This is a genomic window from Ramlibacter alkalitolerans, assembly GCF_016722765.1.
Lineage (GTDB): Bacteria > Pseudomonadota > Gammaproteobacteria > Burkholderiales > Burkholderiaceae_C > Ramlibacter > Ramlibacter alkalitolerans.
In genome coordinates, this window is record NZ_JAEQND010000014.1 from 22840 (window position 1) to 43716 (window position 20877).

A 20877-nucleotide genomic window follows, 5' to 3' on the forward strand; every position below is an offset into this window, starting at 1 on the left:
TGAGCGGCATGCGCTGGTTCCCGCGACTTCGCGCCCGCCGGGCCGAACGCCAGGCCCCGGTGGCGGAGCCCATGGAGCCGCGCCTGTTGTATTCGGCGGATCTCGCCGGTGCGCTGGCGCTCGCCACCGGCTTCGAAGCGCCGGCCGAACAGCGCACGCTCACGGACAGCGGCGAATACGCCAGCACGGCGAATGCGGACGCCGCTGCACAGGCCACATTCGCGACCATCCCGCTCGGATTCGAGAGCAATGCGGGGCAGGGCGCCGCCGACGCGGACTTCCTCGCGAACGGCAGCGGCTACGGGATCGAGCTGGCCCGCGGCGACGCGCGGCTGACGCTGCTCGGCGCGGGCGGCGAGCAGCAGGTGGTGACGCTCACGCTGGCGGGCGCCCGGGCCGATCCGACCGGCGAGGGCGAGAACCTGCTGGCCGGGCGCAGCAACTACATCGTGGGCAACGACGCCTCGCGCTGGCTGACCGGCATCGCGAACTACGGCTCCGTCGTGTACCGCGGCGTGTACGAGGGCGTGGACTTGCGCTACTACGGCACGCAGCGCCAGCTCGAATACGACTTCATCGTGGCGCCGGGAGCGAGCGCCGACGCGATCCGGCTGCAGTTCCAGGGCGTGGAAAGCGCCAGCGTGGACGCCGAGGGCCAGCTCGTGCTGCGCGTGGCCGGCAGCGATGCGGACGTGCGCTTCAAGGCGCCCGTGAGCTACCAGCGCGGCGCCAACGGGCTGGAGGCGGTGTCCAGCCGCTACGTGCTGGAGGCCGACGGCACGATCGGCTTCGCGCTGGGCGCCTACGACGCCTCGCGCGAGCTGGTGATCGACCCGGTGCTGGACTACGCGACCTACTTCGGCGGCACCGGCCGGCAGGAAGCCAGGAGCGTCACCACCGACGAAGTGGGCAACGTCTACGTCACCGGCCGCACGACCAGCAGCAACGGATCGCTCGCACCCGTGGTCGGTGCCGGCGGCGGGCTGGGCGACATCTTCGTGGCGAAGTTCAGCGGCGACCTGTCGACCCTGCTGTATTCCACCCGCATCGGCGGCACGGGCGACGACGAGGGCCGCGGCATCGCCGTGGATTCCGCCGGCAACGTGGCGATCACGGGCTGGACCCAGTCTTCCGACTTCCCGCTGGCCAACGCGAACGACAGCAGCCTCGCGGGCACGCAGGACTCGGTGGTCCTGAAGCTCAACGCCAGCGGCGGGCTGGTGTTCAGCACCTACTACGGCGGCAACGCCGGCACCGACTGGGGCAACGCCGTCGCGATGGACGGCAGCGGCAATGTCTACGCGGCCGGCCAGGTCTCGGACCGCGGGATCTTCTCGCTCCTGTTCGGAACCAGCGACAACGCCTTCGTCAACAAGTACAGCGCCACCGGCACGCTGGTGTACGAGCAGACCGTGGGCGGCACGGGCGTCGACGAGGCCTTCGGGATCGCCGTGGACGGCGCCGGCGAGGCCTACGTGGTGGGCCGCACCAACAGCTCGGGCGGGCTCGTCGGCGGGCTGCTGACCCAGGTGGGTTTCGGCGGTTCCACCGATGGCTTCCTGGTCCGCCTGGATGCGTCCGGCAACGGTGTGTACTCCACCTACATCGGCGGCAGCGACAGCGACACGGCCAGGGCCGTGGCGATCGACGGCAGCGGCAAGGCCTATGTGGTGGGAACCACGCACGCCGGGGCCTTCACGACGACTGCGAACGCAATGCTGGCTTCGACGACGGCGAACGGCCGCACCATCGGCTACCTGCGCGTGTACGACACCAACGTGAGCGGTTCGTCCTCGCTGCAGTATTCCAGCTACATTGGCGGCTCCGCCGACGGCGACACGCCGGTGGGCGTGGCGTATGCGCAGGGGCGCGTGATCGTGGCCGGCAACGCCGTGTCCACGGACCTGGCCCTGACGCCCAATGCCATCCAGGCCACCAACGCGGGCGGCAGCTTCTTCCTGCTGCTGGTCAATCCGGCGGGTACAGGCAGCGCCGACCTGCAGTTCGGCACCTACTACGCCGACAACTCCACGGCCGGCGGCGTGGCCGTGTGGGGCAGCCATGCGTATGTGGTCGGCGGCACGAGCAAGGGCGGCCTCGCGACGACCGACGCCTACCAGCCTTCCAAGGCGGGGCCGACCGATGCGATCGTCGCCTCCATCGCGGTCTTCCCGAACGCGGCGCCGGTCCTCACCGGTGCGGCCCAGCCCCCCGCCGTCCTGGAGGACAGCATCGGCGGCACGGGCTTCCGCGTCTCCTCCCTGCTCACCGGACGCGTGACGGACGCCGACGCGCCGCAGCGGCAGGGTATCGCGATCGTGGGCGCCGATGCGAGTGCCGGCAGCTGGCAATACTCGATCGACGCCGGCGCAAGCTGGCTCAACGTGGGCAGCACCTCGCTGACCAGCGCGCTGCTGCTCGGCGCCGACAGTCAGACGCGGCTGCGCTTCATTCCCAACCCCAACTACGCGGGCACGATCGCCAACGCCCTCACCATCCGGGCCTGGGACCGCACCAGCGGCAGCGCGAACACGCGCGTCGACACCAGCAGCTACGGCGGCAGCACGGCGTTCAGCAGCGACACCGCGAGCATCGCCATGGTCGTGACGGCGGTGAACGATCCGCCGGTGCGCCTGGCGGGCGCGGTGGCCAACCTGACGGTGCTGGAGGACGCGCCGGCGACCAGCCTCGGACTGGGCGCGCTCGCCTACGGCGCCGGCGGTGGCGCCGACGAGGCCGCGCAGACCTTCACGTTCACGGTGACCGCCGTGCCTTCGGCGGCGCTGGGCAGCATCGTGCTGTCCGACGGGACGGTCGTGGCGGCGAACGCGAACTACACGCTCGACCAGCTGCGCGACATGCAGTTCAAGGCCGCCGCGGATGCGAACGGGGGTCCGGCGACCTTTTCGTGGAGCGTGATCGACAGCGGCGGCGGCAGCGACCGCATCGCCGAATCGCTGACGATCAGCGTGACGGCGCAGAACGATCCGCCGGTGCGCAGCGCGGGCACGGTGGCCAACCTCACGGTGGCCGAGGATGGACCGCTCGCAAGCCTGGGCCTGGGCACGCTCGACTACGGCCCCGGCGGCGCGATCGACGAGGCCGGCCAGGGCCTGAGCTACACGGTCACGGCCGTGCCCCCGAGCGCCCTGGGCACCATCGTGCTCGCCGACGGCAAGACCGTCGTCGCGACCGGCACGTACACGCTCGACGAACTGCGCGGCATGCAGTTCAAGGCGCGCGCCGACGCGAACGGCGGTCCGGCCACTTTCGCGTGGAGCGTGGCCGACAGCGGCGACGGCAGCAACACCTTGGGCGAGTCGCTCGCCATCACGGTGACGCCCGTCAACGACGATCCCGTGACGGGCACGGTCGATCTCGGCACATTCGGAGAGGACGCCGGTGCGCTGGTGATCACGTCGGCGCAGTTGCTTGCGGGGGCCAGCGACGTGGATAGCGATGCGCTGAGCGTCGGGAACCTGAGCGCGTCCGGCGGAGCGCTGGTCGACAACCGGGACGGGACCTGGACCTTCACGCCGGAACGGGATTTCAACGGGTCGGTGACGTTCGCGTACGAGGTGAGCGACGGCTCGGTCGCGGTGGCCGGCAGCGCGACCCTTGCGGTCTCTGCCGACAACGACGCTCCGGTGGCCGGTCCGGTCGCATTGCCGGCGCTGGCCGAAGATGGCGTGGCCACCGTGACCGAGGCGCAACTGCTTGGCGGTGCGGCGGACGTCGACGGCGACACCCTCTCGGTGCTCGACGTGGGGGTGTCGGACGGCACGCTGGTGGACAACGGGGACGGGACCTGGACGTTCACGCCGGGGCGGGACTTCAATGGGTCGGTGAGTTTCACGTACGAGGTCACCGACGGAGCGGTGACTGTGGCCGCAAGCGCCACTCTGGAAGTGACGCCGGTCAACGACGCGCCGACGACCAGCGCGGTGACGCTGCCCGCGGTCGCGGAGGACGACGTGGCGACGATCAGCTCGGCGCAGCTGCTTGGCAAAGCTTCGGACGTCGATGGCGATGTCCTTGCGATCGCGAACCTCACTGCGTCGGGCGGCACGCTGGTGGACAACGGCGATGGGACCTGGACGTTTACGCCGGCGCGTGACTTCAACGGGCCGGTGAGCTTTGCGTACGAGATCAGCGACGGTGGTGCGACTGTGGCTGGCAGCGCCACTCTGGAAGTGACGGCGGTCAATGACGCGCCGACCACCAGCGTGGTGACGCTGCCCGCGGTCGCGGAGGACGGCGTGGCGACGATCAGCTCGGCGCAGTTGCTTGCCAACGCTTCGGACGTCGATGGCGATGCCCTCTCGCTCGCGAACGTCAGCGCGTCGGGCGGCACGCTGGTGGACAACGGCGATGGAACCTGGACGTTCACCCCGGCGCCTGACTCTAATGGGCCGGTGAGCTTCACGTACCAGGTCACCGACGGAGCTGCAATGGTGGCCGGCAGCGCCACGCTGGAAGTGACGCCGGTCAACGACGCTCCGACCACCAGCGCGGTGACGCTGCCCGCGATCGCGGAGGATGGCACGACTACGATCAGCTCGGCGCGGCTCCTCGCGAACGCTTCCGACGTCGACGGTGATGTCCTTGCGATCGCGAACCTCACTGCGTCCGGCGGCACGCTGGTGGACAACGGCGATGGAACGTGGACCTTCACGCCGGTGCGGGACTTCAATGGGCCGGTGACCTTCACGTACGAGATCAGCGACGGTGCGGCGACTGTGGCTGGCAGCGCCACTCTGGAAGTGACGCCGGTCAATGACGCTCCGACCACCAGCGCGGTGACACTGCCCGCCATCGCGGAGGATGGCGCCACGACGATCAGCTCGGCGCAGCTCCTCGCGAAGGCTTCGGACGTCGATGCGGACGCCCTGGCGGTCGTGAATCTCTCCGCATCCAGCGGCACGCTCAGGGACAACGGAGACGGAACGTGGACCTTCACGCCGGTGCGTGACTTCAATGGGCCGGTGACGTTCACGTACGAGATCAGCGACGGTGTGGCGACTGTGGCCGGCAGCGCCACGCTGGAAGTGACGGCGGTCAACGACGCGCCGACCACGAGTCAGGTGATCCTGCCGGCGGTCGCGGAGGATGGTGCGACAACCATCAGCTCGGCGCAGTTCCTCGCGAACGCGTCGGACGTGGATGGCGACGTCCTCGCGGTCAGGAATCTCCTGGCGTCCAGCGGCACGCTCAAGGACAACGGCGACGGGACGTGGACCTTCACCGCTCAGCGCGACTTGAACGGCCCCGTGAGCTTCACGTACGAGGTCACCGACGGAGCTGCGACTGTGGCTGGCAGCGCCGCCCTTTCAGTGACGGCGGTCAACGACGCTCCGACCACGAGTACTGTGACGCTGCCCGCGATCGCGGAGGACGGCACGACGACGATCACTGTTGCGCAGCTCCTCGCGAACGCTTCCGACGTGGATGGCGACTTCCTCGCGCTCGCGAACCTGACTGCGTCCGGCGGCACACTGGTGAGCAATCTCGACGGAACCTGGACGTTCACGCCGACGCGGGACTTCAACGGGCCGGTGAGTTTCACGTACGAGATCGGCGACGGCGCTGCGACTGTGGCCGGCACAGCGACGTTGGCGGTGACGCCGGTCAATGACGCGCCGATCACGAGCGCGGTGACGCTGCCCGCGGTTGCGGAGGACGGCGCGACGACAATCAGCTCGGCGCAACTGCTTGCCAACGCTTCGGACGTCGACGGCGATGTCCTCTCGCTCGCGAACGTCACTGCGTCGAGCGGCACGCTGGTGGACAACCTCGACGGAACGTGGACCTTCACGCCGACGCGTGACTTCAATGGGCCGGTGAGCTTTACGTACGAGATCAGCGACGGCGGTGCGACTGTAGGCGGCACAGCCACGCTGGCCGTAACGCCAGTCAATGACGCGCCGACCACGAGCCAGGTGATCCTGCCGGCAATTGCGGAGGATGGCGCGACCACGATCAGCTCGGCGCAGTTGCTTGCCAACGCTTCGGACGTCGACGGTGATGCCCTTGCGATCGCGAACCTCACTGCGTCCGGCGGCACGCTGGTGGACAACGGCGATGGAACGTGGATCTTCACGCCGGTGCGTGACCTCAATGGGCCGGTGACCTTCACGTACGAGATCAGCGACGGTGCGGCGACTGTGGCTGGCAGCGCCACGCTGGAAGTGACGCCGGTCAACGACGCGCCGATCACCAGCGCGGTGACGCTGCCCGCGATCGAGGAGGACGGCGCCACGACGATCAGCTCGGCGCAACTGCTTGCCAACGCTTCGGACGTCGATGGCAATGTTCTTGCCATCGTGAACCTCACTGCGTCGAGCGGCACGCTCAAGGACAACGGGGACGGGACGTGGACCTTCACCCCGGGGCGTGACTTCACCGGCCCCGTGAGCTTCACGTATCAGATCACCGATGGCGCTGCGACTGTGGCCGGCAGCGCCACTCTGGAACTGACGCCGGTCAACGACGCTCCGACTACCAGCGCGGTGACGCTGCCCGCCATCGCGGAGGACGGCGCCACGACGATCAGCTCGGCGCAACTGCTTGCCAACGCTTCGGACGTCGATGGCGACGTTCTTGCCATCGCCAACCTCACTGCGTCGAGCGGCACGCTCAAGGACAACGAGGACGGGACGTGGACCTTCACCCCTCAGCGCGATTCGAACGGCCCGGTGAGCTTTACGTACGAGGTCACCGACGGAGCTGCGACTGTGGCTGGCAGCGCCGCGCTTTCAGTGACGGCGGTCAACGACGCTCCGACCACGAGCATTGTGACACTGCCCGCGATCGCGGAGGACGGCACGACGACGATCAGCTGGGCGCAACTGCTTGCCAACGCTTCGGACGTCGATGGCGACGTTCTTGCCATCGCGAACCTCACTGCGTCGAGCGGCACGCTCAAGGACAACGGGGACGGGACGTGGACCTTCACCCCTCAGCGCGACTTGAACGGCCCGGTGAGCTTCACGTACGAGGTCACCGACGGAACTGCGACTGTGGATGGCAGCGCCGCGCTGTCAGTGAGGGCGGTCAACGACGCTCCGACCACGAGCATTGTGACACTGCCCGCGATCGCGGAGGACGGCACGACGACGATCACTGTTGCGCAGTTCCTCGCGAACGCCTCCGACGTCGATGGTGACGTTCTTACGCTCGCGAACCTAACTGCGTCCAGCGGCACGCTGGTGAACAACCTTGACGGAACGTGGACCTTCACGCCGGCGCGTGACTTCAATGGGCCGGTGAACTTCAGGTACGAGATCAGCGACGGCGCTGCGACTGTAGGCGGCACAGCCACGCTGGCCGTAACGCCGGTCAATGACGCGCCGACCACGAGCGAGGTGATCCTGCCGGCGGTTGCTGAGGATGGTGGGACAACCATCAGCTCGGCCCAGCTCCTCGCGAACGCGTCGGACGTCGATGGCGACGTCCTCGCGGTCAGGAATCTCCTGGCGTCCAGCGGCACGCTCAAGGACAACGGCGACGGAACCTGGACCTTCACGCCGGCGCGTGACTTCAATGGGCCGGTGAGCTTCACGTACGAGATCACCGACGGAGCGGTGACTGTGGCCAGCACGGCGACGTTGGCCGTGACGCCGGTCAATGACGCGCCGACCACGAGTCAGGTGATCCTGCCGGCGGTTGCGGAGGATGGTGCGACAACCATCAGCTCGGCCCAGCTCCTCGCGAACGCGTCGGACGTGGATGGCGACGTCCTCGCGGTCACGAATCTCCTGGCGTCCAGCGGCACGCTCAAGGACAACGGCGACGGGACATGGACCTTCACGCCGGGGCGTGACTTCACCGGCCCCGTGAGCTTCACGTACGAGATCAGCGACGGCGCTGCGGCCGTAGGCGGCACCGCGACGCTGGCCGTGACGCCGGTCAATGACGCGCCGACCACGAGCGAGGCGATCCTGCCGGCGGTTGCGGAGGATGGTGGGACAACCATCAGCTCGGCCCAGCTCCTCGCGAACGCGTCGGACGTGGATGGCGACGTCCTCGCGGTCAGGAATCTCCTGGCGTCCAGCGGCACGCTCAAGGACAACGGCGACGGGACGTGGACCTTCACGCCGGGGCGTGACTTCAATGGCCCGGTGAGCTTCACGTATCAGATCACCGATAGCGCAGCGACTGTCGCCGCCAGTGCCACACTGGCCGTGACACCGGTTAACGACGCGCCAACTACCAGCGCGGTGTCACTGCCCGCGATCGCGGAGGACGGCACGACGACGATCAGCTCGGCGCAGCTCCTCGCGAACGCTTCCGACGTCGATGGTGACGTTCTTGCGCTCGCGAACCTGACTGCGTCCAGCGGCACGCTGGTGAACAATCTCGACGGAACCTGGACCTTCACGCCGGCGCGTGACTTCAATGGGCCGGTGAGCTTCACGTACGAGATCACCGACGGAGCGGTGACTGTGGCCAGCACAGCGACGTTGGCCGTGACGCCGGTCAATGACGCGCCGACCACGAGTCAGGTGATCCTGCCGGCGGTCGCAGAGGATGGTGGGACCACGATCAGCTCGGCGCAGCTCCTCGCGAACGCTTCGGACGTCGATGCCGACGCGCTTGCGCTCGCGAACCTCACTGCGTCCGGCGGCACGCTGGTGGACAACGGCAATGGAACCTGGACGTTCACCCCGGCGCGCGACTTCAACGGGCGGGTGAGCTTCTCGTACCAGATCACCGACGGAGCAGCGACTGTGGCCGGAAGCGCCACTCTGGAAGTGACGCCGGTCAACGACACTCCGACTACCAGCGCGGTGACCCTCCCGGGGATTGCGGAGGATGGCGCGAGCACGATCAGTGCGTCGCAGCTCCTCGCCAACGCGTGGGACGTCGATGGCGACGTCCTCACGCTCGCGAGCGTCACTGCGTCCAGGGGCACGTTGGTGGACAATGGCAATGGCACCTGGACCTTCACGCCGGCTCGTGACTTCAACGGGCCGGTAACCTTCACGTACGAGATCTCCGACGGTGCTGCGACTGTGGCCGGCAGCGCCACTCTGGAAGTGACGGCGGTCAACGACGCGCCAACTACCAGCGCGGTGACACTGCCCTCCATCGCGGAGGATGGCGCGGCGACGATCGCCGCCACGCAGCTCCTCACGAACGCGTCGGACGTCGACGGCGATGTCCTCGCGGTCAGAAATCTCTTGGCGTCCAGCGGCACGCTGGTGGACAACGGAAATGGCACGTGGACCTTCACGCCTCAACGTGACTTCAATGCGGCGGTGACCTTCACGTACGAGATCTCCGACGGTGCTGCGACTGTGACCGGAAGCGCTGCGCTGTCAGTGACGCCGGTCAACGACGCGCCGACGGCCAGCGCGGTGACGCTGCCCACGGTCGCGGAGGACGGCGTGACGACGATTGCCGTCGCGCAACTCCTCGCCAACGCCTCCGACGTAGATGGCGACGTCCTCACGTTCGCGAACGTCACTGCGTCCAGCGGCACGCTGGTGGACAACGGCAATGGCACCTGGACCTTCACGCCGGCTCGTGACTTCAACGGGCCGGTGACCTTCACGTACGAGATATCCGACGGTGCTGCGACTGTGGCCGGCAGCGCCACTCTGGAAGTGACGGCGGTCAACGACGCGCCAACTACCAGCGCGGTGACACTGCCCGCGATGGCTGAGGACGGCACGACGACGATCAACTCGGCGCAGCTCCTCGCGAACGCTTCCGACGTCGATGGTGACGTTCTTGCGCTCGCGAACCTGACTGCGTCCAGCGGCACGCTGGTGAACAATCTCGACGGAACCTGGACCTTCACACCGACGCGTGACTTCAACGGATCCGTGAGCTTCACGTACGTGATCAGCGACGGCGGTGCGACTGTGGCCGGCACAGCGACGCTGGCCGTGACCTCGGTCAATGACGCGCCCACCACGAGCCAGGTGATCCTGCCGGCGGTCGCGGAGGATAGCGGGACAACCATCAGCTCGGCGCAGCTCCTCGCGAATGCTTCCGATGTCGATGGCGAGGCGCTTGCGCTCGCGAACCTCACTGTGTCCGGCGGCACGCTGGTGGACAACGGCAATGGAACCTGGACGTTCACCCCGGCGGACGACTTCAATGGGCCGGTGAGCTTCACGTACGAGATCAGCGACGGCGCTGCGACTGCGGCCGGCAGCGCCAGTCTGGAAGTGACGCCGGTCAATGACGCTCCGACTACCAGCGCGGTGACGCTGCCCGCGATCGCGGAGGACGGCGCCACGACGATCAGCTCGGCGCAGCTGCTTGCCAACGCGTCGGACGTCGATGGCGATGTCCTCTCGCTCGCGAACGTCAGCGCGTCCGGCGGCACGCTGGTGGACAACGGCGATGGAACGTGGACCTTCACGCCGGCGCGTGACTTCAATGGGCCGGTGACCTTCACGTACGAGATCAGCGACGGTGCGGCGACTGTGGCCGGCAGCGCCACGCTGGAAGTGACGCCGGTCAATGACGCTCCGACCACGAGCACTGTGACGCTGCCCGCGATCGCGGAGGACGGCACGACGACGATCACTGTTGCGCAGCTCCTCGCGAACGCTTCCGACGTGGATGGCGACTTCCTCGCGCTCGCGAACCTGACTGCGTCCGGCGGCACACTGGTGAGCAATCTCGACGGAACCTGGACGTTCACGCCGACACGGGACTTCAACGGGCCGGTCAGCTTCACGTACGAGATCAGCGACGGCAGTGCGACTGTGGCCGGCACAGCGACGTTGGCCGTGAGGCCGGTCAATGACCCGCCGATCACGAGCGCGGTGACGCTGTCCGCGATTGCGGAGGACGGCGCGACGACGATCAGCTCGGCGCAATTGCTTGCCAACGCTTCGGACGTCGATGGAGATGTCCTCTCGCTCGCGAACGTCACTGCGTCGAGCGGCACGCTGGTGGACAACCTCGACGGAACGTGGACCTTCACGCCGACGCGTGACTTCAATGGGCCGGTGAGCTTCACGTACGAGATCAGCGACGGTGCGGTGACTGTGGCCAGCACAGCGACGCTGGCCGTGACGCCGGTCAATGACGCGCCGAGCACGAGCCAGGTGATCCTGCCGGCGGTTGCGGAGGATGGTGGGACAACCATCAGCTTTGCCCAGCTCCTCGCGAACGCGTCGGACGTGGATGGCGACGTCCTCGCGGTCAGGAATCTCCTGGCGTCCAGCGGCACGCTCAAGGACAACGGCGACGGGACGTGGACCTTCACGCCGGGGCGTGACTTCAATGGCCCCGTGAGCTTCACGTATCAGATCACCGATGGCGCAGCGACTGTCGCCGGGAGCGCCATGCTAAGCGTGACGCCGGTCAACGACGCGCCGACGGCCAGCGCGGTGACCCTCCCGGCGATTGCAGAGGATGGCGCGAGCACGATCAGCGCGTCGCAGCTCCTCGCCAACGCTTCGGATGTCGATGGCGACGTCCTCGCGGTCACGCATCTAACTGCGTCCAGCGGCACGCTGGTGGACAACGGAAATGGCACGTGGACCTTCATCCCCGGGCGTGACTTCAACGGACCGGTGAGCTTCACGTACGAGGTCACCGACGGGGCTATGACTGTGGCCGCCAGCGCGACGCTGGTCGTGACGCCGGTCAACGACGCTCCGACCGCCAGCGCGGTGAATTTGCCCGCGGTCGCAGAGGATGGCGTGACGACGATCAGCTCGGCGCAGCTCCTCTCGAACGCTTCGGACGTCGATGGCGGCGACCTTGCCGCAAGGAATCTCTCCGCGTCCAGCGGCACGCTGGTGGATAACGGTAACGGTACCTGGACTTTCACGCCGGGGCGTGACTTCAACGGACCGGTGAACTTCACGTACGAGATCAGCGACGGTGGGGCGACTGTGGCCGGCAGCGCCACGCTGGAAGTGACGCCGGTGAACGACGCTCCGGCCACCAGCGCGGTGACGCGGCCCGCGGTCGCTGAGGACGGCGTGGCGACGATCGCCGCCACGCAACTCCTCGCGAACGCTTCGGACGTCGACGGCGACGTCCTTGCGCTCGCGAACCTCACTGCGTCCAGCGGCACGTTGGTGGACAACGGCAATGGATCCTGGACGTTCACTCCGGCGCGCGACTTCAACGGCCCGGTGAGCTTCACGTACGAGGTCACCGACGGCGCTGCGACTGTGGCCGGCAGCGCCACTCTGGAAGTGACGCCAGTCAATGACGCTCCGACTACCAGCGCGGTGACGCTGCCCGCGATCGCGGAGGACGGCGCGGCGACGATCAGCTCGACGCAGCTCCTCGCGAACGCGTCCGACGTTGATGGTGACGTCCTCGCGCTCGCGAACCTCACTGCGTCGAGCGGCATGCTGGTGGACAACCTCGACGGAACGTGGACCTTCACACCGACGCGTGACTTCAACGGGCCCGTGAGCTTCACGTATCAGATCACCGATGGCGCAGCGACTGTCGCCGCGGGTGCCACGCTGGCCGTTACGTCGGTCAACGACGCACCGACGGCCAGCGTGGTGACGCTGCCCGCGGTCGCGGAGGATGGCGTGGCGACGATTGCCGTCGCGCAGCTCCTCGCGAACGCTTCCGACGTCGATGGAGACGTCCTCGCGCTCGCGAACCTGACTACGTCCAGCGGCACGCTGGTGAACAATCTCGACGGAACCTGGACGTTCACGCCGACGCGGGACTTCAACGGGCCGGTGAGCTTCACGTATGAGATCAGCGACGGCGGTGCGACTGTGGCCGGAAGCGCCACTCTGGAAGTGACGCCGGTCAACGACGCGCCGACCACCAGCGCGGTGACGCTGCCGTCGATTGCTGAGGATGGCGCGACGACGATCGCCGCCACGCAGCTCCTCGCGAACGCGGTGGACGTCGATGGCGACGTCCTCGCGGTCAGGAATCTCGTGGCGTCCAGCGGGACGGTGGTGGACAACGGGAATGGCACGTGGACCTTCACGCCGGGGCGTGACTTCAACGGGCCGGTGAGCTTTACTTACCAGGTCACTGACGGGGCCACGACTGTGTCCGGCAGCGCCGCGCTGGCCGTGACGCCGGTCGACGACGCGCCGACCACGAGCCGGGTGATCCTGCCGGCGGTCGCAGAGGATGGTGGGACCACGATCAGCTCGGCGCAGCTCCTCGCGAACGCTTCTGACGTCGATGGCGACGTCCTTGCGCTCGCGAACCTCAATGCGTCCAGCGGGACCCTGGTGGACTACGGCAATGGAACCTGGACATTCACCCCGGCGCGCGACTTCAACGGGCGGGTGAGCTTCTCGTATCAGATCACCGACGGAGCAGCGACTGTGGCCGGCAGCGCCACGCTGGAAGTCACGCCGGTCAACGACGCGCCGACTACCAGCGCGGTAACCCTTCCGGGGATTGCAGAGGATGGCGCGAGCACGATCAGTGCGTCGCAGCTCCTCGCCAACGCGTCGGACGCCGATGGCGACGTCATCACGCTCGCGAACGTCACTGCGTCCAGGGGCACGTTGGTGGACAACGGCAATGGCACCTGGACCTTCACGCCGGCTCGTGACTTCAACGGGCCGGTGACCTTCACGTACGAAATCTCCGACGGTGCTGCCACTGTGGCCGGAAGCGCCACTGTGGAAGTGACGCCGGTCAACGACGCGCCGACTACCAGCGCGGTGACGCTGCCCGCGATCGCGGAGGACGGCGCGACGACGATCACCGTTGCGCAGCTCCTCGCGAACGCTTCCGACGTCGATCACGACGTCCTGGCGATCGCGAACTTCGCTGCGTCCAGCGGCACGCTGGTGAACAACTTCGACGGAACGTGGACTTTCACGCCGACGCGTGACTTCAACGGGCCGGTGAGCTTCACGTACGAGATCAGCGACGGCGGTGCGACTGTGGCCGGCGGCGCCACGCTCGTAGTGGGGCCTGTCAATGACGCGCCGACCACAGGCCAGGCGACCCTGCCGGCAATTGCGGAGGATGGCGCCACCACGATCAGCTCGGCGCAGCTCCTTGCTAACGCGTTGGACGTCGACGGCGATGTCCTTGCGATCGCGAACCTCACTGCGTCCGGCGGCACGCTGGTGGACAACGGCGATGGAACCTGGACGTTCTACCCGACGCGTGACTTCAATGGATCGGTGAGCTTCACGTACGAGATTTCCGATGGCGCTGCCGCTGTGGCCGGCAGCGGCACTGTGGAAGTGACGCCGGTCAACGACGCTCCGATCACGAGCACTGTGACGCTGCCCGCGATCGCGGAGGACGGCGGGACGACGATCACCGTTGCGCAGCTCCTCGCGAATGCCTCGGACGTCGAAGACGACGTTCTGGTGATCGCGAACCTCACTGCGTCCAGCGGCACGGCGGCAAACAATGGAGATGGCACCTGGACCTTCACGCCGGCGCGTGACTTCAACGGGCTGGTGAGCTTCACGTACGAGATCAGCGACGGTGCTACGACTGTGGCCGGCAGCGCCACTCTGGAAGCGGCGCCGGTCAACGACGCGCCGACTACCAGCGCGGTGACGCTGCCGGTGGTTGCGGAGGATGGCGCCACGACGATCAGCTCGGCGCAGCTGCTTGCCAAAGCTTCGGACGTCGATGGTGACTTGCTTGCGCTCTCGAATCTCACTGCGTCTAGCGGCACGCTCAAGGACAACGAAGATGGAACGTGGACCTTCACGCCAACGCGTGACTTCAGCGGATCGGTGAGCTTCACGTACGAGATCAGCGACGGCGCAGCGCCTGTGGCTGGCAGCGCCGCGCTGACCGTGACACCGGTCAACGACGCGCCGACCGCGGGCCAGGTGACCCTGCCGGCGATTGCGGAGGATGGCGCGACCACGATCAGCTCGGCGCAGCTCCTCGTCAGCGCTTCCGACGTCGATGATGATGTCCTTGCGATCGCGAACCTCACTGCGTCCAGCGGCACGCTGGTGGACAACCGCGACGGGACGTGGACCTTCACGCCGGGGCGTGACTTCAACGGCCCCGTAAGCTTCACGTACGAGATCACCGACGGCGCAGCGACTGTCGGCGCCAGCGCGACGCTGGCGGTGACTTCGGTCAACGACGCACCGATGGCCGGCGTGGTGACGCTGCCCGCGATCGCCGAGGACGGAGTTGCCACGGTCACGTTGGCACAGTTCCTCGCCAATGCTTCCGATGTCGACGGCGATGACCTCACCCTAGCGAATCTCACTGCCTCGAGCGGCACGCTCAAGAACAATGGCGACGGGACGTGGACCTTCACGCCTCGACGTGACTTCAACGGGCTGGTGAGCTTCACGTATCAGATCACCGACGGCGCAGCGAATGTCGCCGCCAGCGCCACGCTGACCGTGACGCCCGTCAACGACGCGCCGACCACGAGCGAGGTGAACCTGCCGGCGATTGCGGAGGATGGTGCGACGACGATCGCCGCCACGCAGCTCCTCGCGAACGCGTCGGACGTCGATGGCGACGTCCTCACGGTCACGAATCTCACTGCGCCCAGCGGCACGCTGGTGGACAACGGCAATGGCACGTGGACCTTCACACCGACGCGTGACTTCAACGGGCCGGTGAGCTTCACGTACGAGATCAGCGACGGCGGTGCGGCTGTGGCCGGCAGCGCCACTCTGGAAGTGGCGCCGGTCAACGACGCGCCGACCACCAGCGCGGTGACGCTGCCTGCGATTGCGGAGGACGGCGCGACGACCCTCAGCTCGGCGCAGCTCCTCGCCAATGCTTCCGACGTCGATGGCGACGTCCTTGCGATCGCGAACCTCACCGCGTCCGGCGGCACGCTCAAGGACAACGGTGACGGAACTTGGACCTTCACACCCACGCGTGATTTCAATGGGCCGGTGAGCTTCACATACGAGATCTCCGACGGAGCTGCGACTGTGGCTGCCAGCGCCACGCTGGAAGTGACGGCGGTCAACGACGCGCCCACCACGAGCACGGTGACCCTTCCTGCGATTGCAGAGGAAGGCGCGACCACGATCAGCTCGGCGCAGCTCCTCGCCAACGCTTCCGACGTGGATGCCGACGCTCTCACCCTTAGCAATCTCTCCGCGTCCAGCGGCACCCTGGTGAACAACGGAGATGGCACGTGGACCTACACGCCGTCACGTGACTTCAATGGGCCGGTGAGCTTCACATACGAGATCACCGACGGAGCTGCGACTGTGGCTGGTAGCGCCACGCTGGAAGTGACGCCCGTCAACGACGCGCCGACCACGAGCACGGTGACTCTGCCCGCGATTGCGGAGGACGGCGCGACGACGATCAGCTCGGCGCAGCTTCTCGCCAACGCTTCCGATGCCGATGCCGATCGCCTCAGCATCACGAACCTCTCCGCGTCCAGCGGTACGCTGGTCGACAACGGAAATGGAACCTGGACCTTCACGCCGACGCGTGACTTCCATGGACCGGTGAGCTTCACGTACGAGATCACCGACGGCGCTGCGACCGTCGCCGGCAGCGCCACGCTGGCGGTAGCGGCGGTCAACGACGCGCCGACCACCAGCACGGTAACCTTGCCCTCGATCGCCGAGGATGGGGTGACGACGATCACTCCGACGGAACTCCTCGCCAAGGCCTCCGACGTCGACGGCGACCGCCTGCGCATCACGAATCTCTCCGCATCCGCCGGCACGCTGGTGGACAACGGCAACGGAACCTGGACGTTCACGCCGGCAGGCGACTTCTACGGGCAGGTGAGCTTCACCTACGAGATCACCGACGGCGCAGCCCTGGGGGCCGGCCGCGCGAGTCTCACCGTCACCCCCGTCAACGACGCGCCGACGACGAGCGCCGTGAGCCTGCCGGCCATCCCGGAGGACAGCGGCACGATCACCATCACGGCCGACCAGCTGCTGGCGAACGCGCAGGACGCCGACGGCGACGTGCTTGCCGTCACGGGGCTTTCCGCCTCGGGCGGCACGGTGGTGGACCTGGGCGACGGCAAGTGGAGCTTCACGCCGGCGCCGGACTTCAACGGCCGCATCATCTTCAGCTACGGGCTGGACGACGGCAGCACCTGGACGGCCGCCAGTGCCACCCTGGACGTGGCGCCGCGCAACGACGCACCCGTCGCCGGGGCCGACACGCTCGCTGCGACGGAAGACACGACGATCACCTACCGCGCGCAGGATCTGCTGGCCAACGACCGCGACGTCGAAGGCACGCCCCTGCGCATCGCGACGGTCACCAGCGGGGCCGGCGGCACCGCGGTGCTGGGGGGCAACGGCTACGTCACCTTCACCCCGGATCCGGATTTCAACGGCGAGGCCTCCTTCACCTACACGGTGACGGATGGCGACAGCGAATCGCGCTCCGCCACCGTGACCGTGGTCGTCGCGCCCGTGAACGACGCGCCGGTCTTCAAGGGCGAGGCCAGCCTGGAGCTCGTCGTGCCCGAAGGCCAGATGGCTGCCACGACGCTGCTTGCCAGCGACGTCGACGGCCCGTTGCCGCTGCGTTTTGCGATCGCCGGTGGCGCCGATGCCGCCCACTTCGTGATCGATCCGGTCACCGGTCGCCTGAGCTTCGCCGATGCCCGCGATTTCGAGGCGCCGGCCGATGCCGACGCCGACAACGTCTACCACGTCGTGGTGCAGGTGAGCGATGGCATGCTGAGCACCACCCAGACGCTGTCGATCCGCGTGGCCGACATGGCGGACACGGTGACGGCGCCGACGCTGCCGGAAGCGCCGCCCGCCGGCAAACCCGAACCGTCCGCACCGCCGCCGGCCGCCCCGGCGCCCGCAACGCCCGCCCCGCAGGGGAGCAGCAGCGCGCCGGCACCGGAGGAGCATGCAGTGCCCACGGGCGTCGGCGACGAGGTCGTCGGCGGGACCGCCGGCAGCGCGGATCCGCTCGGGGGGTTCGTGACGACCAGCCTGTCGGGCGTCCAGCTGCAGTCCCTGCTGGTGGAGAGCGGGGACGTCGGTGCGCACAACCTGCGCGCCGTGGTGCTCGACCACTCGGGCATCGAGCTGATCTCGGTGGACTTGCAGGCGGAGGGCGGCTCCGGCACCTTCACGGTGGCCGCGCGGCTGGAGTCGCGGCAGCTCGAGGAGTTGCAGCGCACCCTGCGCAGCACCGCCTTCGCCGAGAACATGGACCGCCTGCGCGACGAGGTGCGCGACAGCGCCGGGCTGGAGCAGTCGGTGACGGTGTCGGTGGCCGGCGTGTCGCTGGGCCTGTCGCTGGTGTACGTGCTGTGGCTCGTGCGCGGGGGCGTCCTCATGGGCAGCTATCTCTCCGCCATGCCCGCCTGGCGCATTCTGGATCCGCTGCCCGTGCTGGCGCGGCCGGACGACGAACACGACGACGACGAAGAGGACCTGGGCGATCCGGGCCGGGAGGCGCGCAACGTGCTGCGCGGATTCGAATGAAGCAACTGAGCACCCGCAGCTACATCAGCCTGGGCCTGGTGTCGCTGGTCAGCACCGCCTTGCTGGCCGCGTCCTTTTTCGGCCTGATCCCCGACCGGGCCTCGGCGGTGCGCGAAGGCCGCGTGGCACTGGCCGAATCGATGGCCGCGGCCAGCACCGCGCTGCTCACCAACTCGGACGCGCGCGCGATCGAGGACGTGCTGCGCTTCGTGCAGCGGCGCAATCCCTCGCTGCTCTCGGTGGGGCTGCGGTCCCGCGACGGCCGGCTGGTGCTGGGGCTCGGCGACCATGTGCGCGGCTGGCAGCCGATGGAAAGCGGCCACGCGGCCGATGGCCAGATCCAGGTCAGCCTGGTCGCGGACGGCCAGGCATGGGGCCAGCTGGAACTGCGCTTCGAGCCGCTGACGCCCGGTGGCGTGGCAGGCATCGCGCAAACGCCCCTGGTCCTGTTGCTCACGTTCTGCGCCGTCCTGTGTTTTATGGGCTTCCAGGTGTACCTGGCGCGGGTGCTGCGCCACCTCGATCCGGCCAAGGCCATTCCGGGCCGGGTGCGCTCGGCGCTCGACTCGCTGGCCGGCGGCCTGCTCGTGATCGACCAGAAGCAGCGGGTGGTGCTCGCCAACGAGGCGTTCGTCAAGCTGCTGGGGCGCCGCAACGAGGACCTGGTGGGCAGCGCCGTCTCGGGCATCGAGTGGCTGGACGACGCAGGCCGGCCCGTGGTACCGGCCGAGAGCCCCTGGGCCGCAGCCCTGAAGAGCGGCAGCGTGCAGCGCGACGAGCGCCTGCGGCTGCGCGCTGCCGACGGCCGCGAGCGCACCTTCGTGGCCCATTGTTCGCCGGTGCTGGGCTCCGGCAGCCGCCCGGGCGGCGTCCTGATCAGCCTGGAGGACATCACCCTGCTGGAGGAAAGCCGTGTGGAACTGCGCCACGCGAAGGACGAGGCCGAGGCCGCGAACCGGGCCAAGAGCGAATTCCTGGCCAACATGAGCCACGAGATCCGCACCCCGATGAACGCGATCCTGGGCTTCACCGAACTGCTCAAGCGCGGCTTCGGCAAGAGCGAGCGCGAGTCGTCCCACTATCTCGACACGATCCACCAGAGCGGCAAGCACCTGCTCGGTCTGATCAACGACATCCTGGACCTGTCGAAGGTGGAGGCGGGGCAGTTGCAGGTGGAAAAGATCGCCTGCGCGCCGCACCAGGTGGTGCAGGGCACCCTGCAGGAGCTGGGCCTGAAGGCGCAGGAAAAGGGCATCCGCCTGTCCCTGCGGCTGCTGACGCCGGTGCCCGAACGCGTGCAGTCGGACCCGGCCCGCCTGCGCCAGGTGGTGCTCAACCTCCTGAGCAACGCCGTCAAGTTCACGGACCACGGAGGCGTGGAGGTGGTCCTCGCCTGCGACGGCAGCAGCTACACCGTGGAGGTGAACGACACGGGCATCGGCATCGACCCGGCCAAGGTCGAATCGATGTTCGACCCCTTCACGCAGGCCGAGGCCTCGATCGCGCGGCGCTTCGGCGGCACCGGCCTGGGCCTGGCGATCAGCCGCCGGCTGGCCCGGGCGCTGGGGGGCGACCTCACCGCCAGCAGCCAGCCGGGCGTGGGCACCAGCATGCTCTTCACCTTCGCCACCGGCCCGCTGGAAGGCGTGCGGCTGCTCGATGCCACGCAGCTGGCCGCGCAGGGCCGGGACGAGGCGCCGCAGCACCGCACGCGCTGGCGCATCCCCTCGGCCCGCGTGCTGGTGGTGGACGACGGCCCGGAGAACCGGGAACTGCTGTCGCTGGTGCTCACCGAGCAGGGCCTGTGGGTCGACGAGGCGGAGAACGGCCAGGTCGCCCTCGACAAGCTGGCGGCGGCCAGCTACGACCTGGTGTTGATGGACATGCAGATGCCGGTGCTCGATGGCTATGCCGCCACCCGCGAGCTGCGCCGGCGCGGGCTGCAGATCCCGGTGGTGGCGCTGACGGCCCACGCGATGAAGGGCTACGAGGAGGAAGTGCTGCAGGCCGGCTGCACGGCCTACCTCACCAAGCCGGTCGACATCGACATCCTGCTGCAGCAGGTCGGCCTGTCCCTGGGCGGCTCGCCCGAGGAGGTGCCGGCGGAGGGCCCCGGCTCGGTCTTCATCGACCTGAGCGAGGAGACGCCCGAGGAGGGGCCGATCCGTTCGCGCTTCGCCGACAACGCCAAGCTGGTGCCCATCGTGCGCAAGTTCGCCGCCCGCCTGCACCAGCAGCTGGAGCTGACGCGCACCGCCTTCGAGGGCGGCGACCTGCCGGAGGTGGAGCGGCTGGCGCACTGGCTGGCCGGCGCCGCCGGCACCGTGGGCTACGACGCCTTCACGGAGCCGGCGCGCGAGATGGAGGCGGCGGCCAAGGCGGGCGATTCCGCGATAACGGCGGCCGTTCTGCAACGCATTGCACGGATGGCGGAATTGCTTGAAGTGCCGGAAGTCGCGATCGGGTGAGCGCCGGGGCACAATGTAACGATGAGCAAAATGGAAGTCGGGAGACACCGAGGGGA

General features: G+C 68.2%; 2 protein-coding genes. Both read left to right on the forward strand.

Annotated features, from left to right (window positions below; translation table 11 throughout):
- The first annotated feature begins 8 nt into the window (after positions 1-8).
- The gene (locus JI746_RS22515) at positions 9-18353 is read left to right on the forward strand and encodes a cadherin-like domain-containing protein (RefSeq protein ID WP_269129490.1); all 18345 of its coding nucleotides are present in this window, start codon (positions 9-11) and stop codon (positions 18351-18353) included.
- Positions 18350-20821 (forward strand): hybrid sensor histidine kinase/response regulator, encoded by a 2472-nt coding sequence (locus JI746_RS22520; RefSeq protein ID WP_201692535.1) that lies wholly within the window; start codon positions 18350-18352, stop codon positions 20819-20821. Before JI746_RS22515 ends, JI746_RS22520 begins: the two co-directional genes overlap by 4 nt.
- The last annotated feature ends 56 nt before the right edge of the window (positions 20822-20877 follow it).